A 26,688-nucleotide genomic window follows, 5' to 3' on the forward strand; every position below is an offset into this window, starting at 1 on the left:
GCCAGGTGACACGTCACTACGATGGGTCGGTACCCGCACCCGAGCCTGCAAGGGAGACGCATGTCGTCGGCCATCTCGCGTGAGGACGTCGCCCACCTGGCGAGCCTCGCGCGCATCTCGCTCAGCGAGGACGAGCTGGACCGGCTCGGCGCCGAGCTCCCGGCGATCCTCGACCACGTCGCCGCCGTCCAGGAGGCCGCTGCCGACGACGTCGAGCCGATGAGCCACCCGGTGCCGATCAGCAACGTGTTCCGTGCCGACGAGGTCCGTCCCGGCCTGACGCCCGACGAGGCCCTTGCCGGTGCCCCGGCGAGCGAGGAGCAGCGCTTCCTCGTCCCACAGATCCTCGGGGAGGAGTGATGAGCGACCTCACCCGGCTCAAGGCCGCCGAGATCGCCGACGGCCTCGTCGGCGGCACCCTCACGTCCGTGGCCGTCACCCAGGCCCATCTCGACCGCATCGCCGACGTCGACGAGCGGCTCGGCGCCTTCCTGCACGTCGACGCCGAGGGTGCGCTGGCCACGGCGGCCGACGTCGACGCGCGACGCGCAGCGGGCGAGCAGCTGGCGACCCTCGCCGGCGTCCCGGTGGCCGTGAAGGACCTCATCAACACCGTCGGCCAGCCCACCACGGCCGGCTCCCGCATCCTCGAGGGCTGGGTCCCGCCCTACGACGCGACCGTCGTCAGCCGTCTGCGTGCCGCGGGTCTGCCGATCCTCGGCAAGACCAACCTCGACGAGTTCGCCATGGGCTCGTCCAACGAGCACTCGGCCTACAAGCCGGCGCGCAACCCCTGGGACACCGAGCGCATCCCCGGCGGCTCCAGCGGTGGGTCCGCGGCCGCCGTGGCCGGCTACGAGGCGCCCCTGGCCCTCGGCACCGACACGGGCGGATCCATCCGCCAGCCCGGTGCCATGACCGGCATCGTGGGCGTCAAGCCGACGTACGGCGGTGTCTCGCGCTACGGCGTCATCGCCATGGCCAGCAGCCTCGACCAGGTCGGCCCGATGGCCCGCTCCGTGCTCGACGCCGCCCTGCTGCACGAGGTGCTCGCCGGACACGACCCGATGGACTCCACCAGCATCGACGCGCCGACGCCTGACGTCGTGGCCGCGGCCCGCCGCGGCGACGTCGCCGGCCTGCGCATCGGTGTCGTGAAGGAGCTCGGTGGAGAGGGCTTCCAGCCCGGCGTCCAGCAGCGCTTCGACGAGTCCGTCGAGCTGCTCGCCAAGGCGGGCGCCGAGGTCGTCGAGATCTCGTGCCCGAGCTTCGTGCACGGCATCGCCGCCTACTACCTGGTCATGCCGAGCGAGGTGTCCAGCAACCTGGCCCGCTTCGACGCCATGCGGTACGGCGTCCGCGTCGCGCCCGACGGCGTCGACGGCCCCAGTGCCGAGCAGGTCATGGCCGTCAGCCGTGACGCCGGCTTCGGCGACGAGGTCAAGCGCCGCATCATCCTCGGGACGTACGCCCTCTCGAGCGGCTACTACGACGCCTACTACGGCTCGGCGCAGAAGGTGCGCACGCTCGTCGCGCGCGACTTCGCGGCTGCGTTCGAGCAGGTCGACGTGCTGGTCTCGCCCACCGCTCCCACCACGGCCTGGCGCCTGGGGGAGAAGAGCGACGACCCGCTGGCCATGTACCTCGAGGACATCGCCACCATCCCGGCCAACCTCGCCGGCGTGCCGGGGCTCAGCCTCCCGGTCGGGCTCGCGAGCGACACCGGCCTGCCGGTCGGTGTGCAGGTGCTCGCCCCGGCCCAGGCCGACGACCGTCTGTACAACGTGGGGGCGGCCCTGGAGCGGCTCGTCACGGCACCCCAGCTGAGCGAGATCGACGCAGGAGCGACCCGATGAGCACCCAGAGCAGCAGCACGACCACACCTGCGCTCGTCCCGTTCGAGAAGGCGATCGAGCGCTACGACCCGGTCCTCGGGCTCGAGGTCCACGTCGAGCTGAACACCGCCACGAAGATGTTCTGCGGCTGTGCCACCGTGTTCGGCTCCGAGCCGAACACCCAGGTGTGCCCCGTCTGCCTGGGCCTGCCGGGCGCGCTGCCCGTCGTGAACGCCAAGGCGGTCGAGTCGGCCATCCGCATCGGGCTCGCGCTCAACTGCGAGATCGCCGAGTGGTGCCGGTTCGCCCGCAAGAACTACTTCTACCCGGACATGCCGAAGAACTTCCAGACGTCGCAGTACGACGAGCCGATCGCCTTCGACGGCTTCGTCGACCTCGACGTCCCCCTGCCGGACGGCGGGGTGGAGACGTTCCGCATCGAGATCGAGCGCGCCCACATGGAGGAGGACACCGGCAAGTCGCTGCACGTCGGCGGTGCCACCGGACGCATCCACGGCGCCGACCACTCGCTGCTCGACTACAACCGGGCCGGCATCCCGCTGATCGAGATCGTCACCCGCACGATCGAGGTGCCGGCCGACCGGGCCCCGCTCGTGGCGCGCGCCTACGTCCAGCACCTGCGCGACCTCATGGTGGCGCTCGGCGTCTCCGACGCCCGCATGGACCAGGGTTCGCTGCGCGCCGACGTGAACCTGTCGCTCAAGCCGACTGGCTCGTCCACGCTCGGCACCCGCAGCGAGACCAAGAACGTCAACTCCTTCCGCTCGGTCGAGCGGGCGGTGCGCTTCGAGGTGACTCGGCACGCTGGCGTGCTCGACGCCGGGCAGAGCATCCTGCAGGAGACGCGGCACTTCCACGAGTCCGACGGCACCACCTCACCGGGTCGGCCCAAGTCCGACGCCGACGACTACCGCTACTTCCCCGAGCCCGACCTCGCGCCGGTCGCGCCGTCGCGCGCCTGGGTCGACGAGCTGCGGGGCACGTTGCCCGAGCCGCCGGCCGAGCGACGCAAGCGGCTGCAGGCGGAGTGGGACTTCTCCGACCTCGACATGCGCGACACCGTGGGTGCCGGTGCGCTGGAGCTCGTCGTGGCCACGGTCGCGGCCGGGGCCACCCCGGTGTCGGCGAAGAAGTGGTGGCTCGGCGAGCTGGCGCGCCGCGCCAACGAGTCCGGCACCGGCCTCGACGAGCTGGGCGTCACGCCGGAGCAAGTGGCGGGCGTGCAGGCGTTGATCGACTCGGGTCGCGTCAACGACAAGCTCGCCCGACAGGTGCTGGAGGGCGTGCTGGCCGGCGAGGGCACGCCCGAGGAGGTCGTGACCGCGCGCGGGCTCGAGGTCGTGTCCGACGACGGCGCGCTCGGTGCCGCCGTCGACACCGCCATCGCGGCGAACCCCGACGTCGCCCAGAAGATCCGCGACGGCAAGGTGCAGGCCGCCGGTGCGCTCATCGGCGCCGTCATGAAGGAGATGCGGGGCCAGGCCGACGCCGGGCGCGTGCGCGAGCTGATCCTCGAGAAGCTCGGCGGATGAGCCCGTCACGATGACGAGCGCTCCGGACGGCGTCGGCCCGTGAGCCGGTCCACGTCGCGCGTCCTCCGGATCGCGGGTCTCGCCGTCACCGCGCTCGTCGGCTCGTCGGTGGTGGTCGCGAACCTCGTGGTCGTGGGTCGGACCTCCGACGACCTGACCCGTGACGTGGACGACCTCGGCCCGGCCCAGGTCGTGATCGTTCCGGGTGCCGGCGTCTATCCGGACGGCACGCTCGGACGGCCCGTCGAGGAGCGCGTGCGCGCTGCCGTGGCCCTCCACGACGCGGGCCTGGTCGAGAAGATCCTCCTGTCGGGCGACAACGGCACCAGCACCTACAACGAGCCCGACGCGATGCGTCGGGCCGTGCTCGAGGCCGGCGTGCCCGCGGCCGACGTCTTCACCGACTACGCGGGCTTCAGCACGTGGCACACCATGCGGCGCGCCCGGGACGTGTTCGGGGTCGACGACGCGATCGTCGTCACCCAGGGCGTCTACGCGGCACGGACGGTCGACCTGGGCGTCGCGGCCGGTCTCGACGTCGAGGGCTACGTCGTCAGCGAGGGCGGTCGACGTGCGCGCGAGTGGATCGCCCGCGTCCGCGGCCTCGGCGAGGCGACGTTGCGGCCTCGGGTCACCCCGGGCCCGGCCATCCCCATCACCGGTGACGGTCGCGCCTCGTGGGCGGACGAGCCGGCCTGAGCGGGTGCGGCCTCAGGCTCCGCGCAGCGCGTCGATGCGCTCGAGCAGCATGCGCAGCTCCTCGCGCACGACCTCGGGCTGCTCGACCGGGATGAAGTGCGTGGCGTCGAGCTCGCGGTAGCGGGAGCGCTTCACGGCCTGCGACGCGGTGTACATGTCGCGCGCGCCCGTGAGCACGTCCCACCGGCCGGAGACGAACGTGGTGGGCACGTCGATCGAGGAGAGCGAGACGCGGGAGTGCTCGGCCACGCCCAGCGCGAGCTTCGCGTACCAGGCGGGGTGGGTCGTGCAGAACTCCTTCACCATCGCCTGCAGCTCCGCGGTGTCGGCTGCGGGGTCGATGAGTCGGGTGCGACGCAGGATGTTGGTGGTGGAACGCGTCCAGGGGATCCGGGTCGTCAGGGGGGCGATGCCGTGCCCGGTCACGGTGGTGATGCGCGCCAGGCCCACCATCAGCTGGCGGGCCAGGAAGGGCGGGACGTGCAGCGGCGCGAGCATCGTGCCGAAGGTGTTGCCCGGCACGCCCGCGACGGCGAGGACCCCCTCCACCCTGTCGGGGTGGCGTCCGGCCAGCTCGAAGGCCACGGTCACCCCGGCCGACCAGCTCAGCAGGGGGGCCGACTCGATCCCGGCGTGGTCCATGACCGCCAGGGCGTCCTCCACGTACGCATCCAGATCGACCCGGCCGTCCTTGGGCCGGGCCGACCCGCCGACACCGCGGTGGTTCCACGAGACGACGCGCACGCCGCAGTCCGGACGCAGCAGCGTGGGCCACGCGTAGGGGTTGGTCCCCAGCCCGTTGCACAGGAGCACGGTGGGGCCGTCGGCGTCGTTCGTCCAGGCCCTCAGGCGTGTGCCGTCGGCACTCGTCACGTCGTAGAAGCGCACGAGTCCGGGAGTCGAGGTCACGGGCGTCGATCCTGCCTCCTCCGGCCCCCGCCCGCAACGCGTTCGCCGGAACCGGTGCCTTGCGGCCGAGGCACCCTAGATCCCGAGCCGACGCTGCAGGGCGGTCGCGAACGCCGCGCCGCCGGTGGGGGTGTGGTCGAGGAAGAACGACGGCTCGGTCAGCTCGAGCTCCATGAGTCGCAGGTCGCCGTCGGGTCCGGTCACCACGTCCACCCGGGCGTAGAGCAGGTCGTCGCCCACCAGGTCGCGTGCCACCGACACCGCGCGCTCGGCGAAGGCCACCTGCTCGGGCGAGGCGTCCCTCGACGCGATGTCCTCCTTCAGCTCGGGCAGCCCGCGGGGATCACCCTCGCCCACGAGCAGTGCGCCCTTGCGGAAGGCGTGGGAGTACGTCCGGCCGAAGAGCAGCAGACCGGTCTCGCCCTCGGTGTCGACGGAGGCGACGTACGGCTGGACCATGGTCGGCCGGCCGGCGTCGAGCAGGCTGCGGCTGTGGGCGACGGCCCGCTCGGGGTCGCTCCAGCGCGCCGTGTCGGCGGATCCGGCGGAGATGGTCGGCTTCACGACCCACTCGTCGGCCTCGGGCAACGCCTCGGCGGACCGGACGGACCAGGCCGTCTCGACCACGGCCACGTCGGCCTCGACGAGCTGGCGCAGGTACGTCTTGTCGGTGTTCCAGCGCAGCACGCCGGCCGGGTTCGCCAGCCGGGGCACGCTGTCGGCCCAGGCGAGGAACGCGTCGCGCCGCGGGACGTAGTCCCAGCACGAGCGCACGACCACGAGGTCGTAGGAGTCCCAGTCGACGTCGGGGTCGTCCCAGACGGCGGTCTCGGCGTCGATCCCGACCTCCGCGACGGCGGCGGTGAGCAGAGGGAGGTCGGCATCGACCTCGCGGAAGTCGGCCCCGCAGGCCCAAGCGATGCGCATCAGCCCATCGTGCCAGGTCCAGGTTCTGTCTTATCTGAACGCATAGGCTTATCTCCATGGTCGAGGTTCACACGCGGGTGACGGTGATCGTGGACCTCGTCGGGTCGCGCCGGCACGGTGACCGCGCCTGGGTCCACCGGGTGTTCACGCAGGCCCTGTCGGCGGTCAACGACGCGGTACCTGCCGAGCAGCCCCTCGAGCCGACCCTGGGTGACGAGGCCCAGGCCCGGTACCGCACGGTCGAGGAGGCCTTGCGGGCCACCCTGCTGCTCCGTCTCGAGCTGCCCGAGGAGCTCGATGCACGGGCCGGGATCGGGGTGGGGGCCGTGCAGCACCTGGGGACGGGCGTGGTGGGGCTGCTCCAGGACGGTCCCGGATGGTGGGCGGCACGCGACGCCATCGACGAGGCGAAGGCGCGCGAGACCGCGCGGGACCGGACGCTGCGCACCTGGTTCGTCGTCGCGCCGGACGCACCCGCCGACCCGGACCGCCCCGACCAGGCGCACGTCGACGCGTTCCTGCTGCTGCGCGACGAGATCGTGACGGGCATGCCGGTCCGTTCCCGTCGCCTCCTGCGCGGTGTGCTCGACGGACGCACCCAGGCCGAGCTGGCCGAGCGGGAGGGCATCAGCCCCTCCGCGGTCTCGCAGAACCTGCGTCGCAGCGGCGCCTACGCCGTGCTGCACGCCCACGCGCTGCTGCTCCAGGGCGCGGTGGCCGGCCCCGACCCTCAGTAGCCGGTGAAGGCGGCGAGCAGGAAGAACGGCACCGAGGCGCCCGCGAGGCGCATCGCCACCCTCACCCAGTGGTACTTGCGCGCCACGATCCTCGACAGCTCGTAGAGCTGGTGCCGGGTGCGGGCGGGCAGCGTCGGCGGGTGGGCGTCGAGGGTCTCGTCCAGGTCGTCACGGGAGGCGAAGGCCGCCACGTGCCCCCAGTAGTACACGTGCGCCGACGGCGGGGGAACGGTGAAGCGAGGCCAGACCGCGCACGCGGCAGCACCGACGGACCCGCCCGCGAGCAGTGCGCCCACGGTCCAGACGACGCGTCCGAACGGCTCGAGCTCCGCCGGGCTCCAGTCCCGGGCCAGCAGGCCCGCGAGCAGCGCACCGAAGCCGATGCCGAGGACGGCGAGCACCATGGACGCCTTGTGGTCGGCGGCGCCCACCTCGTTGCGGGCCTCGGCGAGGATGCTGAGCTCGACCTCGAGCGGCCCGGCCCCGACCGCGCGGTCGTGGTCGGGCGCGGTGACGTCGGCGGGCTCTGGCTCGGGCGCAGGCGAAGGCGCGTCGCCGGTGGTCGGGCGTCGGCTGACGTCGTCGGTCGCATCGGTCATGGCATCTCCTCGCGCGCCATCGTGCCACGGGGTGGCGACACCTCGCCGAGTAATCAAGCCTCAGGACTTGATTCGCATGAATCAAGTCTCATGGGTTGATACACTGCGTCCATGTTCGCCCTCACCATCGACCAGCGGGGGAGCCGGCTATCCGACGACGGAGTGCCGGGGCTCCTCGACCTCCTGGCAGGCACCGAGACCGTCCGCGCGTTCGAGCGCACCGTGGGCGACGAGGTCCAGGGCCTCGTCTCGGTGCCGGACGTCGCCGTCGAGGTGGTCACGCAGGTGGCCCGCACCGGCCGCTGGTGGATCGGGGTGGGGGTCGGGGACGTCGACTCGCCGACACCGCCCTCGGTCCGCGCGGCTCGGGGTCCTGCGCTCTTCGCGGCCCGGGTCGCGGTCGAGCGAGCAGCACGGTGCACCGCGGGCGTGGCGCTGGAGGCGGGTGAGGGTCGCGACGCCCAGGACGCTCTCGACGCCGAGACCGTCCTGCAGGTGCTGGGCCGGCTCGTGGTGGACCGGTCGCCGGACGGCCAGGAGGCGGTCGACGAGGTGCGGCGCCACGCCACGCAGCGAGCAGCCGCCGAGCAGCTCGGCATCACGCCCCAGGCCATGAGCGCTCGTCTGCAGGTCGCCCGTCGCGACGACGAGGACCGTCTGCGCGCCCTGGCCGTCCGACTGCTCGCCCGCGCCGACGCCGCGACCTCCTGACCGGGTGTCGGTGGCGGCCGGGGACGGGGTCGCAGACCCCGGTCGTAGGATCAGCCCATGCCCAGCGAGACCCCCGACAGCCGTCCTGCCCCGACGCCGGAGCCCGGCGTCGACATCAAGCCCCGCAGCCGCGACGTCACCGACGGCCTGGAGAAGACCGCCGCGCGCGGCATGCTGCGTGCCGTCGGCATGGGCGACGACGACTGGGTCAAGCCGCAGATCGGCGTCGCGTCGAGCTGGAACGAGATCACGCCCTGCAACCTCTCGCTCGACCGGCTCGCCAAGTCCGTGAAGACCGGCGTGCACGCCGCGGGCGGGTACCCGCTCGAGTTCGGCACCATCAGCGTCTCCGACGGCATCAGCATGGGTCACGAGGGCATGCACTTCTCGCTGGTGAGCCGCGAGGTGATCGCCGACTCCGTCGAGACGGTCATGATGGCGGAGCGACTCGACGGCTCCGTGCTGCTGGCCGGCTGCGACAAGAGCCTGCCCGGCATGCTCATGGCCGCCGCCCGGCTCGACCTCTCCAGCGTGTTCCTCTACGCCGGCTCGATCATGCCGGGCAACGTCGACGGCAAGGACGTCACGATCATCGACGCCTTCGAGGCCGTCGGTGCCTGCATGCGCGGTCTCATCACCCGCGAGGAGGTCGACCGCATCGAGCGGGCGATCTGCCCGGGCGAGGGCGCGTGCGGCGGCATGTACACCGCCAACACGATGGCCTCGGCCGCCGAGGCGCTCGGCATGAGCCTGCCCGGCTCGGCCGCCCCGCCGGCGCCCGACCGTCGCCGTGACGACTACGCCGAGAAGTCCGGCGAGGCCGTCGTCGAGCTGCTGCGTCGCGGCATCACCGCACGCGACATCATGACGCTCGAGGCGTTCGAGAACGCCATCACCGTCGTCATGGCGCTCGGCGGCTCCACCAACGCCGTGCTGCACCTGCTCGCGATCGCCCGCGAGGCCGGTGTCCCGCTCACGCTCGACGACTTCAACCGGGTCGGGGACAAGGTGCCCCACCTGGGCGACCTCAAGCCCTTCGGCCGCTACGTCATGAACGACGTCGACAAGGTCGGCGGCATCCCCGTCATCATGAAGGCGCTGCTCGACGCGGGGCTCATGCACGGCGACGTCATGACGGTCACCGGTCGCACCATGGCCGAGAACCTGGCCGACATCGACCTGGGTCTGGACGGCGACATCATCCGCCCGCTCGACGCACCGATCCACAAGACGGGCGGCCTCACGATCCTGCGCGGCTCGCTCGCGCCCGAGGGAGCCGTGGTCAAGAGCGCCGGCTTCGACTCCGACGTCTTCACCGGGACGGCGCGGGTCTTCGACGGCGAGCGCGCCGCCATGGACGCGCTGGAGGACGGCACCATCGCCGCCGGCGACGTCGTGGTCATCCGCAACGAGGGTCCGAAGGGCGGTCCGGGCATGCGCGAGATGCTCGCGATCACCGGCGCCATCAAGGGCGCAGGCCTGGGCAAGGACGTCCTGCTGCTCACCGACGGCCGCTTCTCCGGCGGCACGACCGGCCTGTGCGTCGGGCACGTGGCGCCCGAGGCGGTCGACGGTGGACCGATCGCCTTCGTGGCCGACGGCGACCCGATCACGCTCGACGTCGCCAACCGGACCCTCGAGGTGGAGATCGACGACGACGAGCTCGAGCGTCGCAAGGTCGGCTGGGAGCCCATGGCCCCGAAGTACACGTCCGGCGTGCTCGCCAAGTACCGCAAGCTGGTCAGCTCCGCGGCGCACGGCGCCGTCACCGGGTAGCAGGAGTGGCCGACTTCACCGACGAGGAGCTCGCCACCGCCCTGAAGGTGCTCGGTGAGGCGCAGCACCTCACCGAGGACGACGCGTCGTACGTGGCGCTGCGGCGTGCCTGCGGTCGGTTCTACAAGGACGTCAAGAAGCAGCGTCGCAAGGCGGCGCGGGACGCGACGGCCGCGGCCGATCGTGAGGTCGTGGAGCGGACCGCCACGGGCTCGGCGCAGCGCATCGACGACGAGACCGCCGGGATCGCCCTGACGTCCACGGCCCGGGGCGCGACCGCCGGGGTCCTGCAGGTGCCTCGCGGCTGCTACGTCTGCAAGCGCAAGTTCACGCTGGTCGACGCGTTCTACCACCAGCTCTGCCCGGAGTGCGCGGCCCTGAGCCACGCCAAGCGGGATGCGCGCACCGACCTCACGGGGCGTCGGGCGCTGCTGACCGGCGGTCGCGCGAAGATCGGCATGTACATCGCGCTGCGGCTGCTGCGCGACGGCGCCGAGACCACGATCACGACCCGGTTCCCGCGCGACGCGGTGCGGCGGTTCGCCGGTCTGCCCGACAGCGCCGACTGGCTGCACCGGCTCCGCGTGGTGGGCATCGACCTGCGCGACCCGGCACAGGTGGTCGGGCTGGCCGACGACCTCGCGTCCCGCGGTCACCTCGACATCCTCATCAACAACGCAGCGCAGACGGTCCGTCGGTCGCCGGGCGCGTACGGTCCTCTTGCCGAGGCGGAGGACGCCCCGCTCCCGCCCGGGCTGACGTACGAGACGGGCGGACCCGAGCTCGTCACGTTCGGCCACACGAGCGACCTGCACCCCGCCGCACTCGTCGGCTCGGTCGAGTCGCACCCCGTGCTGGCCGGCGACGCCTCGACGGCGGACGCGCTCACCGAGCGGACCCATCGTCTGGAGCAGGCGCTCACCGCGGGGTCGGCCGACCTGAGCCGGATCGACGCCGGGGGACTGGTGCCCGACGTCGTCGACACGAACAGCTGGGTGCAGACCGTCTCGGAGGTCGACGCGCTGGAGCTGCTCGAGGTCCAGCTGTGCAACCAGACGGCGCCGTTCCTGCTGATCAGCCGCCTGCGGCCTGCGCTCGCGGCCTCTCCCGCGCGGCGCACGTACGTCGTGAACGTCTCGGCGATGGAAGGACAGTTCTCCCGGCGGTACAAGGGACCCGGGCACCCCCACACCAACATGAGCAAGGCCGCGCTCAACATGCTCACGCGCACGAGCGCGGGCGAGATGCTGGAGTCCGACGGCATCCTCATGACCGCGGTCGACACCGGCTGGATCACCGACGAACGGCCGCACACCACGAAGGTCCGCCTGGCGGAGGAGGGCTTCAAGGCTCCCCTCGACCTGGTCGACGGTGCGGCGCGCGTGTACGACCCGATCGTGCGGGGCGAGGCGGGCGAGGACGTGCACGGCGTCTTCCTCAAGGACTACGACGTCTCACCCTGGTGAGCGTGGCCGGTCGGTCCACTTGACCTAGGTCATGGACTTCGCCGGCTTTGGTCCCGGAAAGATCCGCGAAGCGGCGTCAGCGTCCTGGGGCGCCCTACTCTCCAAGAGCGGAGAGCAGGGGAGGGCCGCCATGTCGAGCAGGTCGAGGTTCGGTCGGGGCGTCGGACGCCTGGGTCGGGTGGTCGTGGTCGTGGTCGCACCCGTCCTCGTGGCGGCGGCGCTGGTGGCCGGTCCTGCGGCGGCGGACGACGCCGGAGCCGGTCTCGCGGGACGGCTCGTCCAGGCCGACGGCAGCGCCTGGGACGCCACGCCGTGGACGGTCACGGCGGTGCCCGTCGACGGTGCCGGTGACCAGGTCGACACCGCTGTCGCGAGCGACGGCTCCTACCGACTGGCCGGCGTCCATGACGGCCGCTACCGGATCCGCGCCGTCCCGGCCGAGGAGAGGTCGGGCATCCCCGCGATGTGGCTCGGCGGGACGCTGCGCGAGGACGAGGCCACGGTCGTGGACGTCCGTGCGGGTCGTGACCTCGACGGACTCGACGTCGTCCGGTTCGACGGCAGCAACCTCCCGCGCCGAGCCACCGCCACCTGGCGGCCCTACGTCAAGGGCACGCCGAAGGTGGGATGGACGCTCACGGCGGACCCGCAGGAGTGGACGGTCGAGGACGACTGGTTCGGTGGACCGATGCCGGTCACCGACGACCTGTTCACCTTCCAGTGGCTCGCCGACGGCAGGCCCGTCGCCGGGGCCACGGGTCGCACCTTCGCGCCCACGGCGAGCCAGCTCGGGCGCTCGCTCTCGGTCCGTGTCGGGGTGGACCTGCCCAACACGACCACGTCGAACGACACGAGCGCGAGCACTGCGGTGGTCGTGCAGGGCCGCAACGCCCCGTGCTCGCGCGTCACCCTGACCGGCAAGGCCAAGGTCGGCCGCACCCTCGTCGCCAGTCGGTCGCGGTGCTGGGCCGCGCCGGGGACCAAGGTCACCCACGTCTGGTACGCCGACGGTCGTCGGGTGGCGACCACGACCAGCCCTCGCCTGACGCTGCGCAAGAAGCTCCGCGGTGACCGGGTGAGCGTCCGCGTGGTCGCCACCGCCCCGGGCTACGCCAAGGCCACGGTGCGCACGACGACGCGCAAGGTCCGCTGACGCGAACGCGAACGCGGACGGGCGCCGACGCGGCGCCAGTCCGGATGCTGGTACGTCCCGTCTCAGTACTTGACCACGCCCCGGGCGAGGGCGAGACTGGGACGGTGCACGCCATGCTGCTCGTAGTAGATGTCTGACGCGACGACCCGCCGTCTCGCGTCACCCTCCGTACGCCATCATTGGCCGGAGGGTTTTTTCATGCGAGGACACCGTCGGGTCGGCGTCACGAGCGACCGGCGGCAGCACGACCACCACCCCGAACACCCAGCCCAGAACACCCGAGAACCGTGGACCGAAGCGAGGAACGACCGATGACGGAACAGGTCACGAGGCCGAGCACCGAGACGCTGACGGGTGCGCAGAGCCTCGTCCGCTCCCTCGAGCACGCCGGCGTCGAGGTCATCTTCGGCATCCCCGGCGGTGCCATCCTGCCTGCCTACGACCCGCTGTTCGACTCGAGCATCCGGCACGTGCTGGTGCGTCACGAGCAGGGCGCCGGGCATGCCGCGCAGGGATACGCCATGGTCACCGGCCGCGTCGGCGTCTGCATGGCGACCTCGGGCCCGGGTGCCACGAACCTCGTGACGGCCATCGCCGACGCGTACATGGACTCCGTGCCGGTCGTCGCGATCACCGGTCAGGTGTCGTCGAGCCTCATCGGCACCGACGGCTTCCAGGAGGCCGACATCCGCGGCATCACGATGCCGATCACCAAGCACAGCTACCTGGTCACCGACCCCGCCGAGATCCCGCGCGTGGTCGCCGAGGCCTTCCACATCGCCGGCACGGGACGTCCGGGTCCGGTGCTCGTCGACATCGCGAAGGACGCGCTGCAGGCCGCGACGACGTTCCACTGGCCGAACGAGCTCGCCCTGCCGGGCTACCGGCCCACGACCCGCCCGCACGGCAAGCAGGTGCGCGAGGCGGCACGGCTCATCGCGGCCGCCGAGCGGCCGGTGCTCTACGTCGGTGGCGGCGTCATCAAGGCCGACGCCGCGGCCGAGCTGGCCATGCTGGTCGAGCTGACGCAGATCCCCGTGGTCACCACGCTCATGGCGCGCGGCGCGTTCCCCGACTCCCACGAGCTGAACCTCGGGATGCCGGGCATGCACGGGACCGTGGCCGCCGTGGCGGCGCTGCAGAAGTCCGACCTGCTGATCTCGCTCGGCGCGCGCTTCGACGACCGGGTCACGGGCAACCTCGACACGTTCGCCCCCGGGGCCAAGGTCATCCACGCCGACATCGACCCCGCCGAGATCGGCAAGAACCGCGAGGTCGACGTGCCGATCGTCGGCGACTGCCGCGAGGTCATCGCCGACCTCGTGGTCACGTTGCGCAAGCAGGCCGAGGAGACCGGCGTGCAGGGGGAGTACGGACCCTGGCGCGAGCGGATGCTCTCGACCAAGGGCCGGTTCCCGGTCGGCTACGACAAGCCGTCCGAGGGGCTCGCACCGCAGACCGTCATCGAGCGGATCAGCGCCATCGCCGGACCCGACGCCACCTACGCGGCCGGGGTCGGGCAGCACCAGATGTGGTCGACGCACTTCATCGACTTCGAGCGCCCTCGCCAGTGGCTGAACTCCGGTGGCGCCGGCACCATGGGCTACGCCGTCCCGGCCGCGATGGGCGCCCAGGTCGGGCTGCCCGGCTCGGTCGTCTGGGCGATCGACGGCGACGGCTGCTTCCAGATGACCAACCAGGAGCTCGCCACCTGCGCCATCGAGGGCATCCCGATCAAGGTCGCGGTCATCAACAACTCCTCGCTCGGCATGGTGCGCCAGTGGCAGACCCTGTTCTACGAGGGCCGCTACTCCAACACCGACCTCAACACCGGTCCGGAGTCCATCGGTGCACGCCGCATCCCCGACTTCGTGAAGCTGGCGGAGGCCTACGGCTGCGTGGGCCTGCGCTGCGACAGCGAGGACCAGCTCGACGCCGTCATCAAGGAGGCCATGGCGATCACCGACCGACCCGTCGTCATCGACTTCGTGGTCGAGCGCGACGCCATGGTCTGGCCGATGGTCGCGGCCGGCACGAGCAACGACGACATCAAGATCGCGCGCGACATGGCGCCCGAGTGGGACGACGAGGACCTCTGATGACAACGCAGCACACGCTCAGCGTCCTGGTGGAGAACACCCCGGGCGTCCTGGCCCGCGTCTCGAGCCTGTTCATGCGGCGCGGGTTCAACATCGACTCGCTCGCGGTCGGCCCCACGGAGATCCCCGAGATCTCCCGCATGACGATCGTCGTCAACGTCGACGAGCTGCCCCTGGAGCAGGTCACCAAGCAGCTCAACAAGCTCGTGAACGTGCTGAAGATCGTCGAGCTGGACTCGGCGTCGGCGGTCGAGCGCGAGCTCATGCTCATCAAGGTGCGCACGGACGCGCAGACCCGTGGACAGGTGCTCGAGACCGTGCAGCTGTTCCGCGCCAAGGTCGTCGACGTGTCCACCGATGCCGTCACCATCGAGGCGACGGGCGACTCGGGCAAGCTGACGGCCATGCTCAACGTGCTCGAGCCGTTCGGCATCCGCGAGATCGCCCAGTCCGGTCGCGTCGCGATCGGACGCGGCGCGCGGTCCATCACCGACCGCACGCTGCGGACGGTGCCGGGCCACCAGAGCGCCTGACCATCCCACGAACCCATCCACGACACGAGGAGATACCAGTGGCCGAGTTGTTCTACGACGACGACGCAGACCTCAGCATCATCCAGGGCAAGCAGGTTGCCGTCATCGGCTACGGCAGCCAGGGACACGCCCACGCCCTGAACCTGCGCGACTCCGGCGTCGACGTCCGCGTCGGCCTCGCCGAAGGCTCCAAGAGCCGCGAGAAGGCCGAGGCCGAGGGCCTGCGCGTGCTCAGCGTCGCCGACGCCGTCGAGGAGGCCGACGTCATCGTCGTGCTGACCCCCGACCAGGTGCAGCGCCACGTGTACGCCGAGTCCATCGAGCCCAACCTCGTCGACGGCGACGCGCTCGTGTTCGGCCACGGCTTCAACATCCGGTACGGCTACATCAAGCCGCCCGCCGGTGTCGACGTGCTGCTGGTGGCGCCGAAGGCTCCCGGCCACACCGTGCGCCGTGAGTTCGTCGCCGGCCGCGGCATCCCCGACATCATCGCCGTCGAGCAGGACGCCAGCGGCCAGGGCTGGGACCTCGCCCTCTCGTACGCGAAGGCCATCGGCGGCGCCCGCGCCGGCGTCATCAAGACGACCTTCACCGAGGAGACCGAGACCGACCTCTTCGGCGAGCAGGCCGTGCTGTGCGGCGGCATGTCGCACCTCGTGCAGGCCGGGTTCGAGACCCTCACCGAGGCCGGCTACCAGCCGGAGATCGCCTACTTCGAGGTGCTGCACGAGCTCAAGCTCATCGTCGACCTCATGTGGGAGGGCGGCATCGCCAAGCAGCGCTGGAGCATCTCCGACACCGCTGAGTACGGCGACTACGTCTCCGGACCGCGTGTGGTCGACTCCTCGGTCAAGGAGCGCATGCAGGCCGTGCTCGCCGACATCCAGGACGGCACGTTCGCCAAGCGCTTCATCGACGACCAGGACGCCGGCGCCCCGGAGTTCCTCGCCCTGCGCGAGCAGGAGGCCGGTCACCCGATCGAGGCCACCGGCAAGGTGCTGCGCTCCCACTTCTCGTGGAAGCAGTCCGACGATGACTACGTCGAGGGTTCTGCCGCTCGCTGACGCACCGCTAGAGCCACGAAGGCCCCCGTCCGACGGACGGGGGCCTTCGCTATGGTCGTGGACGTCCGGGGTGCCCCGCAGGGGCTGAGATGACACCCGCCGAACCTGATCCGGTTAGCACCGGCGCGAGGGAGACACATGGATCCGACGTCTGCCGTCACCACGGCCCTGCGTGAGCGAGCACCTCTGGTGCAGTGCCTCACCAACTTCGTCTCGATGGACCTGACGGCCAACGTGCTGTCCGCGGTGGGCGCGTCGCCCGCCATGGTGCACGATCCTCAGGAGTCCGCCGAGCTGGCCGCGCTCGCCGACGCTGTCTACGTGAACATCGGGACGCCGTCGCCGCGCTGGGCCGACGGCATGCGGCTGGCCGCGGCGCAGGCACGGGCCGACGGCACGCCCTGGGTGCTGGACCCGGTGGCGGTGGGCGCAACGCGTTACCGGCGTGAGCTCGTCGACGACCTGCTGCGTCTGCGCCCGACCGTCGTGCGTGCCAATGCGGGGGAGGTGCTGGCGCTGGCCGGCACGGTCGGAGCGTCGCGCGGGGTCGACAGCCTGGCCGACGCGCAGGACGCCCACGTGGCCGCCCGCACCGTCGCCCGCGAGCACGGCTGCGTCGTCGTGGTCAGTGGCCCGGTCGACCTCGTCACCGACGGCGACCGTGCGCTGCACGTCCACGGCGGTCACCGCTGGATGCCGATGATCACCGCGCTCGGGTGCTCCTCGAGCGCCCTCGTGGCGGCGGCCTGTGCCGTCGTCGACGACCCGGTGGCCGCCGCCGCCGGGGCCATGGGGCTGCTGGCCTCCGCCGGGACCTCGGCGGCCGAGGTCGCCGAGGGGCCGGCCAGCCTGCGGGTGTCGATCGTCGACCGCCTTGCCGAGCCGGGGCGGCTCGAGCCGGGCTCCCACGTCCGTCCCGGCGCATGAGGCCCCCGAGATACCCCGACCTGCGTCTGTACCTCGTCACCGACCCGTCGTTCGGGTCCGACCTGCGCCGCGTCGTGGTGCCGGCCGTCGAGGGCGGCGTGACGTGCGTGCAGGTGCGGGCGAAGCGCGCGACCGTCGAGGAGCTCACGGCTCAGGTCGAGTCGCTCCGCGACGCGCTGGCGGGGTCGGGCGTTCCGCTCCTGAGCAACGACCACGTGGTCCGGGCCGCTGCCGGAGTGCACGGCGGCGCGGGGGACGCACACCCCACGGTGCTCCGGGCCCAGGTCGGCCCGGACGCCTTCGTCGGGTGGTCCGTGGAGCACCTGGACCAGCTCGACGACGAGGCTGCGGTGTCGGCGTGCAGCTACGTGGCAGTGAGCCCGGTGCACGACACCGCGACCAAGCGTGACACCGCGCCGCCGCTCGGCCTGCGTGGAGTGGCTCACGTGGCGCGTCGCGTCGACGGCCGGCTCCCCGTCGTCGGCATCGGTGGCCTCGACGAGGACAACGCCCGCAGCGCCGTCGCCGCGGGCCTCGACGGCATTGCCGTGGTCCGTGCGATCGGGGGCCAGGCCGACCCGGGTCGGGCTGCGCGGCGGCTGCGGCACGTGGTCGACACCGCCCTGGCCGACCGGGACGGGGGCGTCGCATGAGCCCGCGCGAGCCCGTGGTCCTGACCGTGGCCGGGTCGGACCCGTCGGGAGGCGCCGGCATCCAGGCCGACCTGAAGACCGCGACGGCGCTCGGTGTGTACGGCGCGACCGTGATCACGGCGGTCACCGTGCAGGACACGACCGGTGTCCACGCCGTGCACCCGGTCCCGCTCGGCGTCGTGCGCGGGCAGCTCCGCTCGGTGCTCGACGACCTGGACGTGCGGGCCGTCAAGGTCGGCATGCTCGGCTCCCCGGCGCTCGTCGCGCTGGTGGCCGACCTGCTCGCCGACGTGCCGAACGTCGTCCTCGACCCGGTCATGGTGTCGACGTCGGGCCACCGCCTGCTGCCCCGGAACGCGCAAGCGGCGATCCGCGACCTGTTGGTCCCGGGCTCGACCCTGGTCACCCCGAATCTCCCCGAGGCCGTCGTGCTCACAGGACTGGAGACGGGCGCGGCGCCGGAGCAGCTGGCACGCGGCCTGGTCGGCCTCGGTGCGGGAGCGGCACTCGTCAAGGGAGGCCACGGCTCCGGCGGGTCGAGCGACGACGTGCTGCTCGACTCCGAGGGGCCGACCTGGTTCCGTGCCGAGCGTGTCGCGACGCCGCACACCCACGGCACGGGCTGCACGCTGTCGGCGGCGGTGGCCGCCCACCTCGCCCTGGGCGCCACTCTGCGCGAGGCGGTCGGGTCGGCGAAGGACTACCTGACGGAGGCACTGGTCTCGGGTGCCACCCGTCAGGTGGGCAGCGGCAGGGGTCCGGTCGACCATCTCGTCCGCCTGAGGAAGACGGCGTCATGAGCACCGTGCCGTTCTCGGAGCGGGCGTGGTCGCACGTCGCCGACCGCTACGCCGACATCTGCCGGCACCCGTTCGTGACCGGCCTGGCCGACGGCACGCTGCCGGACCAGGTCTTCGCGGGCTACCTGGTCGACGACGCGCACTACCTGGCCGGCTATGCGCGTGCGCTCGCGCGCATCGCCTCACGGCTCGACGACGTCGAGGACGTCGGCACCTGGGCGACCCTCGCCGCCGGAGCCGTGGCGGCCGAGCGGACGCTCCACCTCGGCGAGCTGTCGCGGCGTGGCCTCGACGTCGATGGACGCCCGCCCTCACCGAGCTGCGTCGCCTACCTGGCGATGCTCGCGCAGCACGCCCTCGACTCACCCGTGGAGGTGGCGGTGGCCGCCGTGCTCCCGTGCTTCCGCGTGTACGTCGAGGTCGGCCGCCAGGTGGCTGTAGCGGCCGGTGGGCTCGACCGCCACCCCTACGGACGGTGGATCGCCACGTACGACTCGGCGGACTTCGAGGCGTCGGTCAGGCGCGCCGAGTGCACGGCTGACCGGCTGGCCGCGGGGTCGACGTTCGAGGGGTCGATGCTCACGGCCTACGCGGCCGCCACCGACCTGGAGTGGCACTTCTGGGACGAGGCGTGGCGTGCGGGGGGTCAAGCCCTCACGCGATGAGGTCGACCCTCGTGCCGGTCGGCTCGCAGCGTCGACCGGAGACGACGGCCGACCAGGCACGGGCGAGGCGCTGGACGGCCTCGACGCCCACGTGCTCGGCGGAGGTGCAGGGCAGCCGGAGCCGACGTTCGCCGGCGCTGGGAGCGCCGAGCGTGAATCGAGGACCGGGCGTGAGCAGCAGCCCCTCCTGCGCGGCCGCGGCGACGAGCCGGCTCGACGAGCGTGAGGGGAGGCCGACCCAGAGGTTCGGCCCACCGGGCGGCACGGGCACGTCCCAGTCCGGGAGGTGGGCGGCCAGCGCCTCGACCATGGCGGCGCGCTGTCGGCGCAGTCGCACCACGGCCTCGTCGAACAGGTGCTGGTCGTGGCGGAGCACCTCGGCGGCCACGAGCTGGTCGAACGCCGCGGTGCCGAGGTCGTGTCGCATGCGCGACTGGAGCAGTGCCGTCACGTGACGGCGGGGTGCGCGGATCCAGCCGATCCGCAGCCCACCCCAGAGGACCTTCGACAGGGAGTCGACGACGATCGCGTCCGGGTCGTGCGCGGCGTACGACGCGGGCAGCCCCTCCCCGGCGAGGTCGAGCCGACGCATGGACTCGTCCACGATCGTGAGCACCTGGTGCCGGCGCAGCGTGTGGGCGAGCCGGAGTCGGGTCTCCACGGGCATGACGGCACCGGTGGGGTTGTGGAAGTCGGGGATCAGGTACGCGGCCTCCACGTGGGGCGCGGCCGCTGCGGCCGCGTCGGCGTCCCACGGGTCCTCGCCGATGGGCAGGGGAGTGGTGCGGTAGCCGAAGCCGGTCAACGACTCGACGCCGTGCGGGTAGCTGGTGCCCTCCACGAGCAGACCGGCACCGGGTCGGCCGAACGTGCGACCGACCAGCGAGATCGCACCCTGTGCCCCGTTGGTGACGATGATCTGGTCCGGGTCCGTCGGCAGCCCTGCGGCGACGTACCCCTCGGCGATCACCTCGCGCAGTGCGGGCAGTCCGTCGGGCAGGTAGCCCGACGTCGTGAGGAGCGACGGGAGCTGCTCGGCGGCGGCGCCGAAGGCGCGGGTAAGGCCGGAGGGGCCGGTGGGGGCGGAGAAGGTCAGGGCGATGGTGTCGGGGTCGTCGGGGTCGACGATGAGGCTGCTGGCGGTGGTGGAGCTCGTCGGCACCCGGAGCACGCTGCCGCTTCCCTGGCGGGAGTGGAGCACGCCACGGCGGCGCAGCTCGTCGTACGCGCGGGTCGTGGTGGTGCGACTCAGCCCCATGGCCTGGGCCAGCGAGCGTTCGCTGGGCAGCCGGGTGCCGTCGAGCAGGCGGCCGTCGACGACCAGCAGGCGGATCGTGTCCGCGAGGTTCCGGTAGGCCGGTCCGTCGGGCAACGTCCCGATCATCGCGGCGAGCCGGAAGGCGGAGGTGCTGGGGTCCACGCCACCAGCATGCAGGATGATTGGACCTGACCGAAAGGGCCACTTGGCCCCGAGTGGCTGCGTCCAGGACCCGCGAAGTGGCTCTGGTCGAGCAGGCCACCTGCGGTCCAGGCTCGGCTCATGATCACCTTCTGGCTCCTCCTCGTCCTGGTGCCGCTGGCTCTCCTGGGGCTGGCGGCCGGCCTGCGTGTCCTGGCCGGCGACGGGCTCGGACTGCGACCGCCTCCGCTCGTCCGCGACGACCAGGAGAGGATGCGCTCATGGCCACGCTGAACCTCGCTCGCGCCCTTCGAGGGCGGCGGATGACGCGTCGCATGGTGCAGCTCGTGATCGGCCTGTGGCTCTACGGGGTCACCATGGCCCTGCTGGTGGAGTCCGGTCTCGGCCTCGACCCCTGGGACGTGTTCCACGAAGGGCTGACGCACCACCTGCCCCTCACGTTCGGCCAGGTGGTGATCCTGGTGGGTGCGGTGCTGCTGCTCCTGTGGGTCCCGCTGCGTCAGCGCCCCGGCATCGGCACGGTGCTCAACGTGGTGCTGATCGGCATCGCCGTCGACGTCACGCTCGCCCTGCTCCCGACGCCCGACGCGCTCGGCGTCCAGGTCGCCTTCCTCCTCGTCGGCGTGGTGGGCAACGGGATCGCCGGGGCCCTCTACATCGGGGCGGACCTCGGGACCGGGCCGCGCGACGGACTCTGGACCGGGATCGTGCGGCGCACCGGTCGCAGCGTGCGGCTCGTGCGGACCAGCCTCGAGGTCACGGTGCTGGTGGTCGGGTTCGTCCTCGGGGGCACCGTGGGCGTCGGCACCGTGCTCTACGCGCTCGCGATCGGTCCGGTGGTGCAGCTGTTCCTGCCGCTCACGCAGGTGCGCCGGCCCGAGCGGCCCGGCGCCTCGGCACCTGGTCCGGAACCGGTCAACGACGTGTCGCGATGACGAGGGACGCGCCCTCGTCGATGAGCAGCTCGACCGCGGCGAACCGGTCGTCGGTCAGCCACTGCTCGCGCACCACGTCGACCTGACCATCGACGATCGGGGGCCAGTGGACCGACGGCACGAAGTCGTCGAGCACCACGATGCCGCCGGGCTGCATCAGGTCGGCCAGCACGTCGATCTGCTCCATGACCTCGCGCACGTCGACGAACAGCAACGAGAACGGGGCGTACTGCTCGAGCGTGGACCAGTCGCCCGCGACGATCTCGACGTTGTCGACGTCGGCGAAGATCTTCTGGACGTCGCCCGCGAGGGAGGGATCGAGCTCGGCGCTCACGATCCTGGCGGCCTTGGGTGCGCCGCTGGACAGCCAGGCCGAGCCGACGCCGGTGCCGGTGCCCAGCTCGGCGAGCGTGCCCTCGCGAGACGCGGCGAGCGCCGCCAGGAGTCGGCCCGTCTCGTGGCGGGTCGACGTGATGAACCCCCGCTGACGGGCGAGGTCGAGCGACCGCGCCACGAGGTCGGGGATCTGCGAAGGAGCGCTCACCTCGCCAGTCTGGCACCCGCGCGCGCGGCGCCCACCTCCGCCGTCTCATCGGGCGAGACACGCGGGGCAACCTGCCCTGCGGTCGACGTGGCTGGCCGTAGTCTGGTCCCATCATGCGGAAGCAGCTCGTAGTCATCGCTTGCCGCGGCAGGGCCTCGTAGGGCCCACCCTGCCGCGGAGTTTGGCGTTTGGCCCGACTGTTCCGCCGCAGGCTTGAATCGCCTCGCACGGGGATCACGACCTGATTCCCTCTCCTGATCCATCCGATCACCCCCGGATGTCGTCGCCCGTGGAGCAGTCGGACCGGTGCCGGACCCGCCCATCGTCTCGATGGAACCCGTCCGTCCGATCCAGCACGACCCTCAGGAGAGACCATGAACAGCTACCCGATCGAGTGGGGACCCGCCCACCTGCGCGACGACGCCGTGACCCCCGCCGCCGAGCCGTCCGAGCGTCCCGACGACAACTGATGACGGCCCCGCGACGTCCATCCTCTGGGACCGCGGTTTCAGATCATGAGACGCGACTTCTAGGATGAGGCCATGACGCGCTCCTACTCGCTCGCCGTCGTCCCCGGCGACGGCATCGGTCCCGAAGTCACCACCCAGGCCCTCACGGTGCTGCGCGCCGTGGCGGCCCAGCACGACCTGTCGTTCGACACGGTCGAGTACGACCTGGGTGCGCGCCGCTACCACGCCACCGGGGAGACCCTCCCGGACACGGTGCTGGAGGAGATCCGCGGCCACGACGCGATCCTGCTCGGCGCCGTGGGCGATCCGAGCGTCCCGTCGGGCGTGCTCGAGCGAGGACTGCTGCTGCGGCTGCGCTTCGAGCTCGACCACTACGTCAACCTGCGGCCCAGCACGCTGTACCCCGGCGTTCCCACGCCGCTCGGACCCCAGGTCACCGACCGCGGGCCGATCGACTTCGTGGTCGTGCGCGAGGGGACCGAGGGGCCGTACGTCGGCAACGGCGGGGCCATCCGCGTGGGCACGCCGCACGAGCTGGCGACCGAGGTGAGCGTGAACACCGCCTTCGGCGTGGAGCGCGTGGTGCGCGACGCGTTCGCCCGAGCACAGGCGCGTCCGCGCAAGAAGCTCACGCTCGTGCACAAGAACAACGTGCTCGTGCACGCCGGTCACCTCTGGAGCCGCACGGTCGACGCCGTCGCCCAGGAGTTCCCGGAGGTGAGCGTCGACTACCTGCACGTCGACGCCGCCACGATCTTCCTCGTGACCGACCCGGGGCGCTTCGACGTGATCGTCACCGACAACCTCTTCGGCGACATCCTCACCGACCTCGCGGCCGCGGTCACGGGCGGCATCGGCCTGGCGGCGAGCGGCAACGTGAACCCCGACCGCACGGCGCCGAGCATGTTCGAGCCCGTGCACGGGTCCGCACCCGACATCGCGGGTCAGTCCAAGGCCGACCCGACGGCGGCGATCCTGTCGGGCGCGCTGCTGCTCGAGCACCTCGGCCACCCCGAGGCCGCCCACCAGGTCAGCCAGGCCGTCGAGGCCGACATCGCTGCTCGTGGGGCGGGTGCCCACGACGCCGCCCCGCGCAGCACCGAGGAGGTGGGGGAGGCCATCGCCGCGCGCGCCAGCGCGGCTGCGGCCGAGGGCGTAGCGGTGGGCTGACCCCCACCGCGAGCCCCGTCGGGGACCCCACGGGGCCCCCGAGGGGCCGTGCCCCCTCGACCCCGGAAGGACTACCGTGTCCAGCATGACCACCGCACCGTTCGCCAGCACCCTCGAGCTCAACCAGGCTGCCCGGACGGACGCCGAACGGGAGGCGATCCTCGCCTCGCCGGGCTTCGGCAACCACTTCACCGACCACATGTTCCTCACCGAGTGGACGCCCGAGGCCGGCTGGCACGACGCGCGCGTCGTGCCCTACGGTCCGCTGCAGCTCGACCCCGCGACCGCGGTCCTGCACTACGCGCAGGAGATCTTCGAGGGGCTCAAGGCCTACGCCTGGGCCGACGGCTCGATCCGGGTGTTCCGACCCGAGCAGAACGCTGCGCGGCTCCAGCGCTCGGCGCACCGGCTCGCGCTGCCCCAGCTGCCCGAGGACTGGTTCCTCGGCTCCATCAGTGCGCTGGTCGAGGCCGACCGCAGCTGGGTGCCCCAGGGTGGCGAGACGAGCCTGTACCTGCGTCCGTTCATGTTCGCCTCCGAGGTCTTCCTCGGGGTCCGTCCGAGCCAGCACGTCACCTACTGCGTCATCGCCTCACCGGCCGGTGCGTACTTCCCCGGCGGGGTCGAGCCGGTCTCCATCTGGCTGTCCTCGGAGTACTCGCGCGCCGGTGCGGGCGGCACGGGCGCGGCCAAGTGCGGCGGCAACTACGCCGCGAGCCTGCTCCCGCAGCAGGAGGCCACCGCGCACGGTTGCCAGCAGGTCGCCTTCCTGGACTCGGTCGAGCACCGCTGGGTCGAGGAGCTCGGAGGGATGAACCTGTACTTCGTCCAGTCCGACGGGTCGATCGTCACCCCCGAGCTCTCGGGCTCGATCCTCGAGGGCATCACCCGCGACTCGATCCTCCAGATCGCCCGCGACCTCGGCCACGAGGTCGTCGAGCGCCGGGTGAGCATCGAGGAGTGGCGCGAGGGCACCGCCGACGGCACCATCACCGAGGTCTTCGCGTGCGGCACCGCTGCCGTCGTCACGCCCGTGGGCGTGCTCAAGTGGGACGGCGGCGAGGCGGTCGCCGGCGACGGCGGGGCCGGCAAGGTCACCCTCGACATCCGCTCCGCCCTCGTCGACGTGCAGTACGGCCGCGCCGAGGACCGGCACAACTGGATGCGCCCGGTCGCAGACTGAACCGCGCACGACACGACCCCGGGTGCTGGCGCGCCCGGGGTCGTTCTGGTCAGATGGGTGTGACCACGGTCACCTGCGGCGATCCCGCGACGTGACCCACGAGAACCAGCGGCGGACCCCACCCTCGGCCCGTCCCTGCGACGGAAGGACGACATGACGCTCTCGACCAGCCGCGCTGCGGAGCAGCCGGCGGCACCGGACGGCACCACGCGACGCGAGCACGACCTCATCGGCGACCGCGACGTCCCCGTCGACGCCTACTGGGGCGTCCACACGCTGCGCGCCACAGAGAACTTCCCGATCACCGGCATCCCGATCGGCCAGAGCCCGTTCCTGATCGAGGCGCTCGCGGCGGTCAAGCAGGCCGCCGCGACCACCAACCACCAGCTCGGGCTGCTCGACGACGAGCGCTTCCGTGCCGTCGAGCAGGCGTGCGAGGAGATCAGGGCCGGGGAGCTGCACGACCAGTTCGTCGTCGACGTCATGCAAGGTGGCGCGGGCACGTCCACGAACATGAACGCCAACGAGGTCATCGCCAACCGCGCGCTCGAGATCCTGGGCCACACCAAGGGTGACTACGCCCGGATCCACCCCAACGAGCACGTCAACCTGAGCCAGTCCACCAACGACGTGTACCCGACGGCGGTCAAGATCGCGATCATCCTGGCGACCCACTCCCTGCTCGACGCGATGCTGGTGCTGCAGGCGTCGTTCGCCGCGAAGGCCGAGGAGTTCCGCGGCGTGCTGAAGATGGGCCGCACCCAGCTGCAGGACGCGGTCCCGATGACGCTCGGCCAGGAGTTCTCCACCTACGCGGTGATGCTCGGCGAGGACCACAGCCGCCTCACCGAGGCGGTGGCGATGCTGCACGAGATCAACCTCGGTGCCACGGCGATCGGCACCCAGCTCAATGCGCCGGTCGGCTACGTGCCCATCGCCTGCGAGCACCTGGCGCGCATGACCGGGCTGCCGCTCGTGAGCGCCGTCGACCTCATCGAGGCCACGCAGGACTGCGGCGCGTTCGTCCAGCTGTCGGGCGTGCTCAAGCGGGTCGCGGTGAAGATCAGCAAGATCTGCAACGACCTGCGCCTGCTCTCGTCGGGTCCGCGAGCAGGTCTCAACGAGATCAACCTGCCGGCGGTGCAGGCCGGCTCGAGCATCATGCCCGGCAAGGTGAACCCGGTGATCCCCGAGGTGGTCAACCAGGTGGCGTTCCAGGTCATCGGCATGGACGTCACGGTCACGATGGCGGCCGAGGGCGGTCAGCTGCAGCTCAACGCCTTCGAGCCGGTCATCTGCTACTCGCTGTCGTCGGGCATCTACCGCATGCGCGAGGCCATGCTGGTGCTCGCGCGTCGCTGCGTCGACGGGATCACCGCCAACGAGGAGCTGCTGCGCCAGGAGGTCGAGAACTCGATCGGCCTCGTCACCGCCCTCAACCCGTTCATCGGGTACGCCGCGGCCACCGAGGTCGCGATGGAGGCGCTGGCGACCGGCCGCGGCGTGGCCGAGCTGGTGCTGGAGAAGAAGCTGCTCCCGCCGGAGCAGCTGCACGCGATCCTGCAGCCCGAGGTGCTCGCCAACCTGACGCCTCGCGCCTGACCGGACGTCCTGCGGGTGCGCTGCCTGAGGTCGTCGTGGACCTGCTGCTGCGACGCCTGCGGTCGCCGTGGACCTGCTGCTGCGCTGCCTCGGCTCACGCCGGGACTGGTCTCCGAAAGGGCCTCGACCGGGGATCTGGGTGGGCGCCGGTCCGGCGTCTCGGGGTCCGGTCTGGTGCTGGGGGTGACGCACGATTCTTCCTTTGCGCGTGATCGGCGCAGGATTCTTCGTTCGTGCGTGCCATCGGTGGATCCTCCA

General features: G+C 71.9%; 26 protein-coding genes and 1 riboswitch. Of the genes, 21 read left to right on the forward strand and 5 right to left on the reverse strand.

Annotated elements, in window-relative coordinates; genetic code table 11:
* Positions 1-60 precede the first annotated feature (60 nt).
* Genes gatC through RQG84_RS10035 form a run of 4 tightly spaced genes read left to right on the forward strand, consistent with a single transcriptional unit; the run spans position 61 to position 4,087 of the window.
* The gene (gene gatC, locus RQG84_RS10020; protein WP_055967141.1) at positions 61-360 is read left to right on the forward strand and encodes an Asp-tRNA(Asn)/Glu-tRNA(Gln) amidotransferase subunit GatC; all 300 of its coding nucleotides are present in this window, start codon (positions 61-63) and stop codon (positions 358-360) included.
* A complete protein-coding gene (gene gatA / locus RQG84_RS10025) occupies positions 360-1,856 on the forward strand; it encodes an Asp-tRNA(Asn)/Glu-tRNA(Gln) amidotransferase subunit GatA (RefSeq protein ID WP_311209920.1) in 1,497 nt (498 codons plus the stop codon). Before gatC ends, gatA begins: the two co-directional genes overlap by 1 nt.
* On the forward strand, positions 1,853-3,388 hold the full coding sequence (gene gatB, locus RQG84_RS10030; RefSeq protein WP_311209921.1) for an Asp-tRNA(Asn)/Glu-tRNA(Gln) amidotransferase subunit GatB: 1,536 nt from the start codon (positions 1,853-1,855) through the stop codon (positions 3,386-3,388). The genes gatA and gatB overlap by 4 nt, the downstream gene beginning before the upstream one ends.
* Positions 3,389-3,427: 39 nt before the next feature.
* The gene (locus RQG84_RS10035; RefSeq protein ID WP_311209922.1) at positions 3,428-4,087 is read left to right on the forward strand and encodes a vancomycin high temperature exclusion protein; all 660 of its coding nucleotides are present in this window, start codon (positions 3,428-3,430) and stop codon (positions 4,085-4,087) included.
* Between the two features lie 12 nt (positions 4,088-4,099).
* Here RQG84_RS10035 and RQG84_RS10040 read toward each other — a convergent pair whose 3' ends face one another.
* Both RQG84_RS10040 and RQG84_RS10045 read right to left on the reverse strand, forming a co-directional pair.
* On the reverse strand, positions 4,100-4,996 hold the full coding sequence (locus tag RQG84_RS10040; protein ID WP_311209923.1) for an alpha/beta fold hydrolase: 897 nt from the start codon (positions 4,994-4,996) through the stop codon (positions 4,100-4,102).
* Between the two features lie 75 nt (positions 4,997-5,071).
* Positions 5,072-5,923 carry a hypothetical protein gene (locus RQG84_RS10045; RefSeq protein ID WP_311209924.1) on the reverse strand — a complete coding sequence of 284 codons (852 nt, stop codon included), beginning with the start codon at positions 5,921-5,923 and terminating at the stop codon, positions 5,072-5,074.
* Between the two features lie 56 nt (positions 5,924-5,979).
* Between RQG84_RS10045 and RQG84_RS10050 the strand changes: the two genes are divergently transcribed.
* Entirely contained in the window at positions 5,980-6,660 is a 681-nt protein-coding gene (locus RQG84_RS10050) for a hypothetical protein (protein WP_311209925.1), read from the forward strand.
* On the opposite strand, the gene RQG84_RS10055 is transcribed toward RQG84_RS10050, so the two are convergent.
* The gene (locus RQG84_RS10055; RefSeq protein ID WP_311209926.1) at positions 6,654-7,259 is read right to left on the reverse strand and encodes a Pycsar system effector family protein; all 606 of its coding nucleotides are present in this window, start codon (positions 7,257-7,259) and stop codon (positions 6,654-6,656) included. The two genes, RQG84_RS10050 and RQG84_RS10055, sit on opposite strands and share 7 nt — an antisense overlap.
* 111 nt (positions 7,260-7,370) lie before the next feature.
* Between RQG84_RS10055 and RQG84_RS10060 the strand changes: the two genes are divergently transcribed.
* The 11 genes from RQG84_RS10060 to RQG84_RS10110 all read left to right on the forward strand — a co-directional run bounded on the left by RQG84_RS10060 (position 7,371) and on the right by RQG84_RS10110 (position 19,106).
* Positions 7,371-7,970, forward strand: a complete 600-nt coding sequence (locus RQG84_RS10060; RefSeq protein WP_311209927.1) for a hypothetical protein — start codon at positions 7,371-7,373, stop codon at positions 7,968-7,970.
* A gap of 57 nt (positions 7,971-8,027) precedes the next feature.
* Positions 8,028-9,746, forward strand: a complete 1,719-nt coding sequence (gene ilvD, locus RQG84_RS10065; RefSeq protein WP_257727819.1) for a dihydroxy-acid dehydratase — start codon at positions 8,028-8,030, stop codon at positions 9,744-9,746.
* A gap of 5 nt (positions 9,747-9,751) precedes the next feature.
* Positions 9,752-11,212, forward strand: a complete 1,461-nt coding sequence (locus tag RQG84_RS10070) for an SDR family NAD(P)-dependent oxidoreductase (RefSeq protein ID WP_257727818.1) — start codon at positions 9,752-9,754, stop codon at positions 11,210-11,212.
* A gap of 130 nt (positions 11,213-11,342) precedes the next feature.
* Positions 11,343-12,365, forward strand: a complete 1,023-nt coding sequence (locus RQG84_RS10075; RefSeq protein WP_311209928.1) for a hypothetical protein — start codon at positions 11,343-11,345, stop codon at positions 12,363-12,365.
* Between the two features lie 311 nt (positions 12,366-12,676).
* Entirely contained in the window at positions 12,677-14,464 is a 1,788-nt protein-coding gene (locus RQG84_RS10080) for an acetolactate synthase large subunit (RefSeq protein ID WP_396135271.1), read from the forward strand.
* On the forward strand, positions 14,464-14,997 hold the full coding sequence (gene ilvN / locus RQG84_RS10085; protein ID WP_055967178.1) for an acetolactate synthase small subunit: 534 nt from the start codon (positions 14,464-14,466) through the stop codon (positions 14,995-14,997). The genes RQG84_RS10080 and ilvN overlap by 1 nt, the downstream gene beginning before the upstream one ends.
* 38 nt (positions 14,998-15,035) lie before the next feature.
* Complete coding sequence (gene ilvC / locus RQG84_RS10090; RefSeq protein WP_257727815.1) at positions 15,036-16,061, forward strand: ketol-acid reductoisomerase; 1,026 nt, start codon at positions 15,036-15,038, stop codon at positions 16,059-16,061.
* 56 nt (positions 16,062-16,117) lie between these two features.
* Positions 16,118-16,211, forward strand: a riboswitch (TPP riboswitch).
* Complete coding sequence (thiM, locus tag RQG84_RS10095) at positions 16,200-16,988, forward strand: hydroxyethylthiazole kinase (RefSeq protein ID WP_311209930.1); 789 nt, start codon at positions 16,200-16,202, stop codon at positions 16,986-16,988. (Overlaps the previous riboswitch by 12 nt.)
* Positions 16,985-17,641, forward strand: coding sequence for a thiamine phosphate synthase (locus RQG84_RS10100; protein ID WP_311209931.1), 657 nt, complete (start codon positions 16,985-16,987; stop codon positions 17,639-17,641). The genes thiM and RQG84_RS10100 overlap by 4 nt, the downstream gene beginning before the upstream one ends.
* A complete protein-coding gene (gene thiD, locus RQG84_RS10105) occupies positions 17,638-18,441 on the forward strand; it encodes a bifunctional hydroxymethylpyrimidine kinase/phosphomethylpyrimidine kinase (RefSeq protein ID WP_311209932.1) in 804 nt (267 codons plus the stop codon). The genes RQG84_RS10100 and thiD overlap by 4 nt, the downstream gene beginning before the upstream one ends.
* Complete coding sequence (locus tag RQG84_RS10110) at positions 18,438-19,106, forward strand: TenA family protein (protein WP_311209933.1); 669 nt, start codon at positions 18,438-18,440, stop codon at positions 19,104-19,106. The genes thiD and RQG84_RS10110 overlap by 4 nt, the downstream gene beginning before the upstream one ends.
* On the opposite strand, the gene RQG84_RS10115 is transcribed toward RQG84_RS10110, so the two are convergent.
* Positions 19,096-20,526, reverse strand: coding sequence for a PLP-dependent aminotransferase family protein (locus RQG84_RS10115; protein WP_311209934.1), 1,431 nt, complete (start codon positions 20,524-20,526; stop codon positions 19,096-19,098). The two genes, RQG84_RS10110 and RQG84_RS10115, sit on opposite strands and share 11 nt — an antisense overlap.
* A gap of 120 nt (positions 20,527-20,646) precedes the next feature.
* On the opposite strand from RQG84_RS10115, the gene RQG84_RS10120 reads away from it, so the two are divergent.
* Positions 20,647-20,799: a hypothetical protein gene (locus RQG84_RS10120; RefSeq protein WP_311209935.1), complete on the forward strand. Its 153-nt coding sequence runs from the start codon at positions 20,647-20,649 to the stop codon at positions 20,797-20,799.
* Positions 20,787-21,461, forward strand: coding sequence for a hypothetical protein (locus RQG84_RS10125; protein WP_311209936.1), 675 nt, complete (start codon positions 20,787-20,789; stop codon positions 21,459-21,461). Before RQG84_RS10120 ends, RQG84_RS10125 begins: the two co-directional genes overlap by 13 nt.
* Here the strand turns inward: RQG84_RS10125 and RQG84_RS10130 are convergent.
* Positions 21,442-22,005: an O-methyltransferase gene (locus RQG84_RS10130; RefSeq protein ID WP_055967188.1), complete on the reverse strand. Its 564-nt coding sequence runs from the start codon at positions 22,003-22,005 to the stop codon at positions 21,442-21,444. The genes RQG84_RS10125 and RQG84_RS10130 overlap by 20 nt on opposite strands.
* 542 nt (positions 22,006-22,547) lie before the next feature.
* On the opposite strand from RQG84_RS10130, the gene RQG84_RS10135 reads away from it, so the two are divergent.
* The 3 genes from RQG84_RS10135 to RQG84_RS10145 all read left to right on the forward strand — a co-directional run bounded on the left by RQG84_RS10135 (position 22,548) and on the right by RQG84_RS10145 (position 26,430).
* The gene (locus RQG84_RS10135) at positions 22,548-23,645 is read left to right on the forward strand and encodes a 3-isopropylmalate dehydrogenase (protein WP_311209937.1); all 1,098 of its coding nucleotides are present in this window, start codon (positions 22,548-22,550) and stop codon (positions 23,643-23,645) included.
* A gap of 85 nt (positions 23,646-23,730) precedes the next feature.
* Complete coding sequence (locus RQG84_RS10140) at positions 23,731-24,828, forward strand: branched-chain amino acid aminotransferase (protein WP_311209938.1); 1,098 nt, start codon at positions 23,731-23,733, stop codon at positions 24,826-24,828.
* Positions 24,829-24,981: 153 nt separating this feature from the next.
* Positions 24,982-26,430, forward strand: coding sequence for an aspartate ammonia-lyase (locus RQG84_RS10145; protein WP_311209939.1), 1,449 nt, complete (start codon positions 24,982-24,984; stop codon positions 26,428-26,430).
* Positions 26,431-26,688: the final 258 nt, after the last annotated feature.

The organism is Aeromicrobium sp. WCS2018Hpa-31 (assembly GCF_031843905.1).
In the GTDB taxonomy this organism is placed as follows: domain Bacteria; phylum Actinomycetota; class Actinomycetes; order Propionibacteriales; family Nocardioidaceae; genus Aeromicrobium.

Coding starts and splice junctions, on each gene's coding strand:
- thiM (WP_311209930.1), top strand. CDS start 16,200: ATGGATCCGACGTCTGCCGTCACCACGGCCCTGCGTGAGCGAGCACCT.
- gatB (WP_311209921.1), top strand. CDS start 1,853: ATGAGCACCCAGAGCAGCAGCACGACCACACCTGCGCTCGTCCCGTTC.
- RQG84_RS10080 (WP_396135271.1), top strand. CDS start 12,677: ATGACGGAACAGGTCACGAGGCCGAGCACCGAGACGCTGACGGGTGCG.
- RQG84_RS10120 (WP_311209935.1), top strand. CDS start 20,647: ATGATCACCTTCTGGCTCCTCCTCGTCCTGGTGCCGCTGGCTCTCCTG.
- RQG84_RS10060 (WP_311209927.1), top strand. CDS start 7,371: ATGTTCGCCCTCACCATCGACCAGCGGGGGAGCCGGCTATCCGACGAC.
- gatC (WP_055967141.1), top strand. CDS start 61: ATGTCGTCGGCCATCTCGCGTGAGGACGTCGCCCACCTGGCGAGCCTC.
- RQG84_RS10075 (WP_311209928.1), top strand. CDS start 11,343: ATGTCGAGCAGGTCGAGGTTCGGTCGGGGCGTCGGACGCCTGGGTCGG.
- RQG84_RS10125 (WP_311209936.1), top strand. CDS start 20,787: ATGGCCACGCTGAACCTCGCTCGCGCCCTTCGAGGGCGGCGGATGACG.
- RQG84_RS10050 (WP_311209925.1), top strand. CDS start 5,980: ATGGTCGAGGTTCACACGCGGGTGACGGTGATCGTGGACCTCGTCGGG.
- RQG84_RS10055 (WP_311209926.1), bottom strand. CDS start 7,259: ATGACCGATGCGACCGACGACGTCAGCCGACGCCCGACCACCGGCGAC.
- ilvN (WP_055967178.1), top strand. CDS start 14,464: ATGACAACGCAGCACACGCTCAGCGTCCTGGTGGAGAACACCCCGGGC.
- RQG84_RS10045 (WP_311209924.1), bottom strand. CDS start 5,923: ATGCGCATCGCTTGGGCCTGCGGGGCCGACTTCCGCGAGGTCGATGCC.
- thiD (WP_311209932.1), top strand. CDS start 17,638: ATGAGCCCGCGCGAGCCCGTGGTCCTGACCGTGGCCGGGTCGGACCCG.
- RQG84_RS10110 (WP_311209933.1), top strand. CDS start 18,438: ATGAGCACCGTGCCGTTCTCGGAGCGGGCGTGGTCGCACGTCGCCGAC.
- RQG84_RS10140 (WP_311209938.1), top strand. CDS start 23,731: ATGACCACCGCACCGTTCGCCAGCACCCTCGAGCTCAACCAGGCTGCC.
- RQG84_RS10145 (WP_311209939.1), top strand. CDS start 24,982: ATGACGCTCTCGACCAGCCGCGCTGCGGAGCAGCCGGCGGCACCGGAC.
- gatA (WP_311209920.1), top strand. CDS start 360: ATGAGCGACCTCACCCGGCTCAAGGCCGCCGAGATCGCCGACGGCCTC.
- ilvD (WP_257727819.1), top strand. CDS start 8,028: ATGCCCAGCGAGACCCCCGACAGCCGTCCTGCCCCGACGCCGGAGCCC.
- RQG84_RS10100 (WP_311209931.1), top strand. CDS start 16,985: ATGAGGCCCCCGAGATACCCCGACCTGCGTCTGTACCTCGTCACCGAC.
- RQG84_RS10135 (WP_311209937.1), top strand. CDS start 22,548: ATGACGCGCTCCTACTCGCTCGCCGTCGTCCCCGGCGACGGCATCGGT.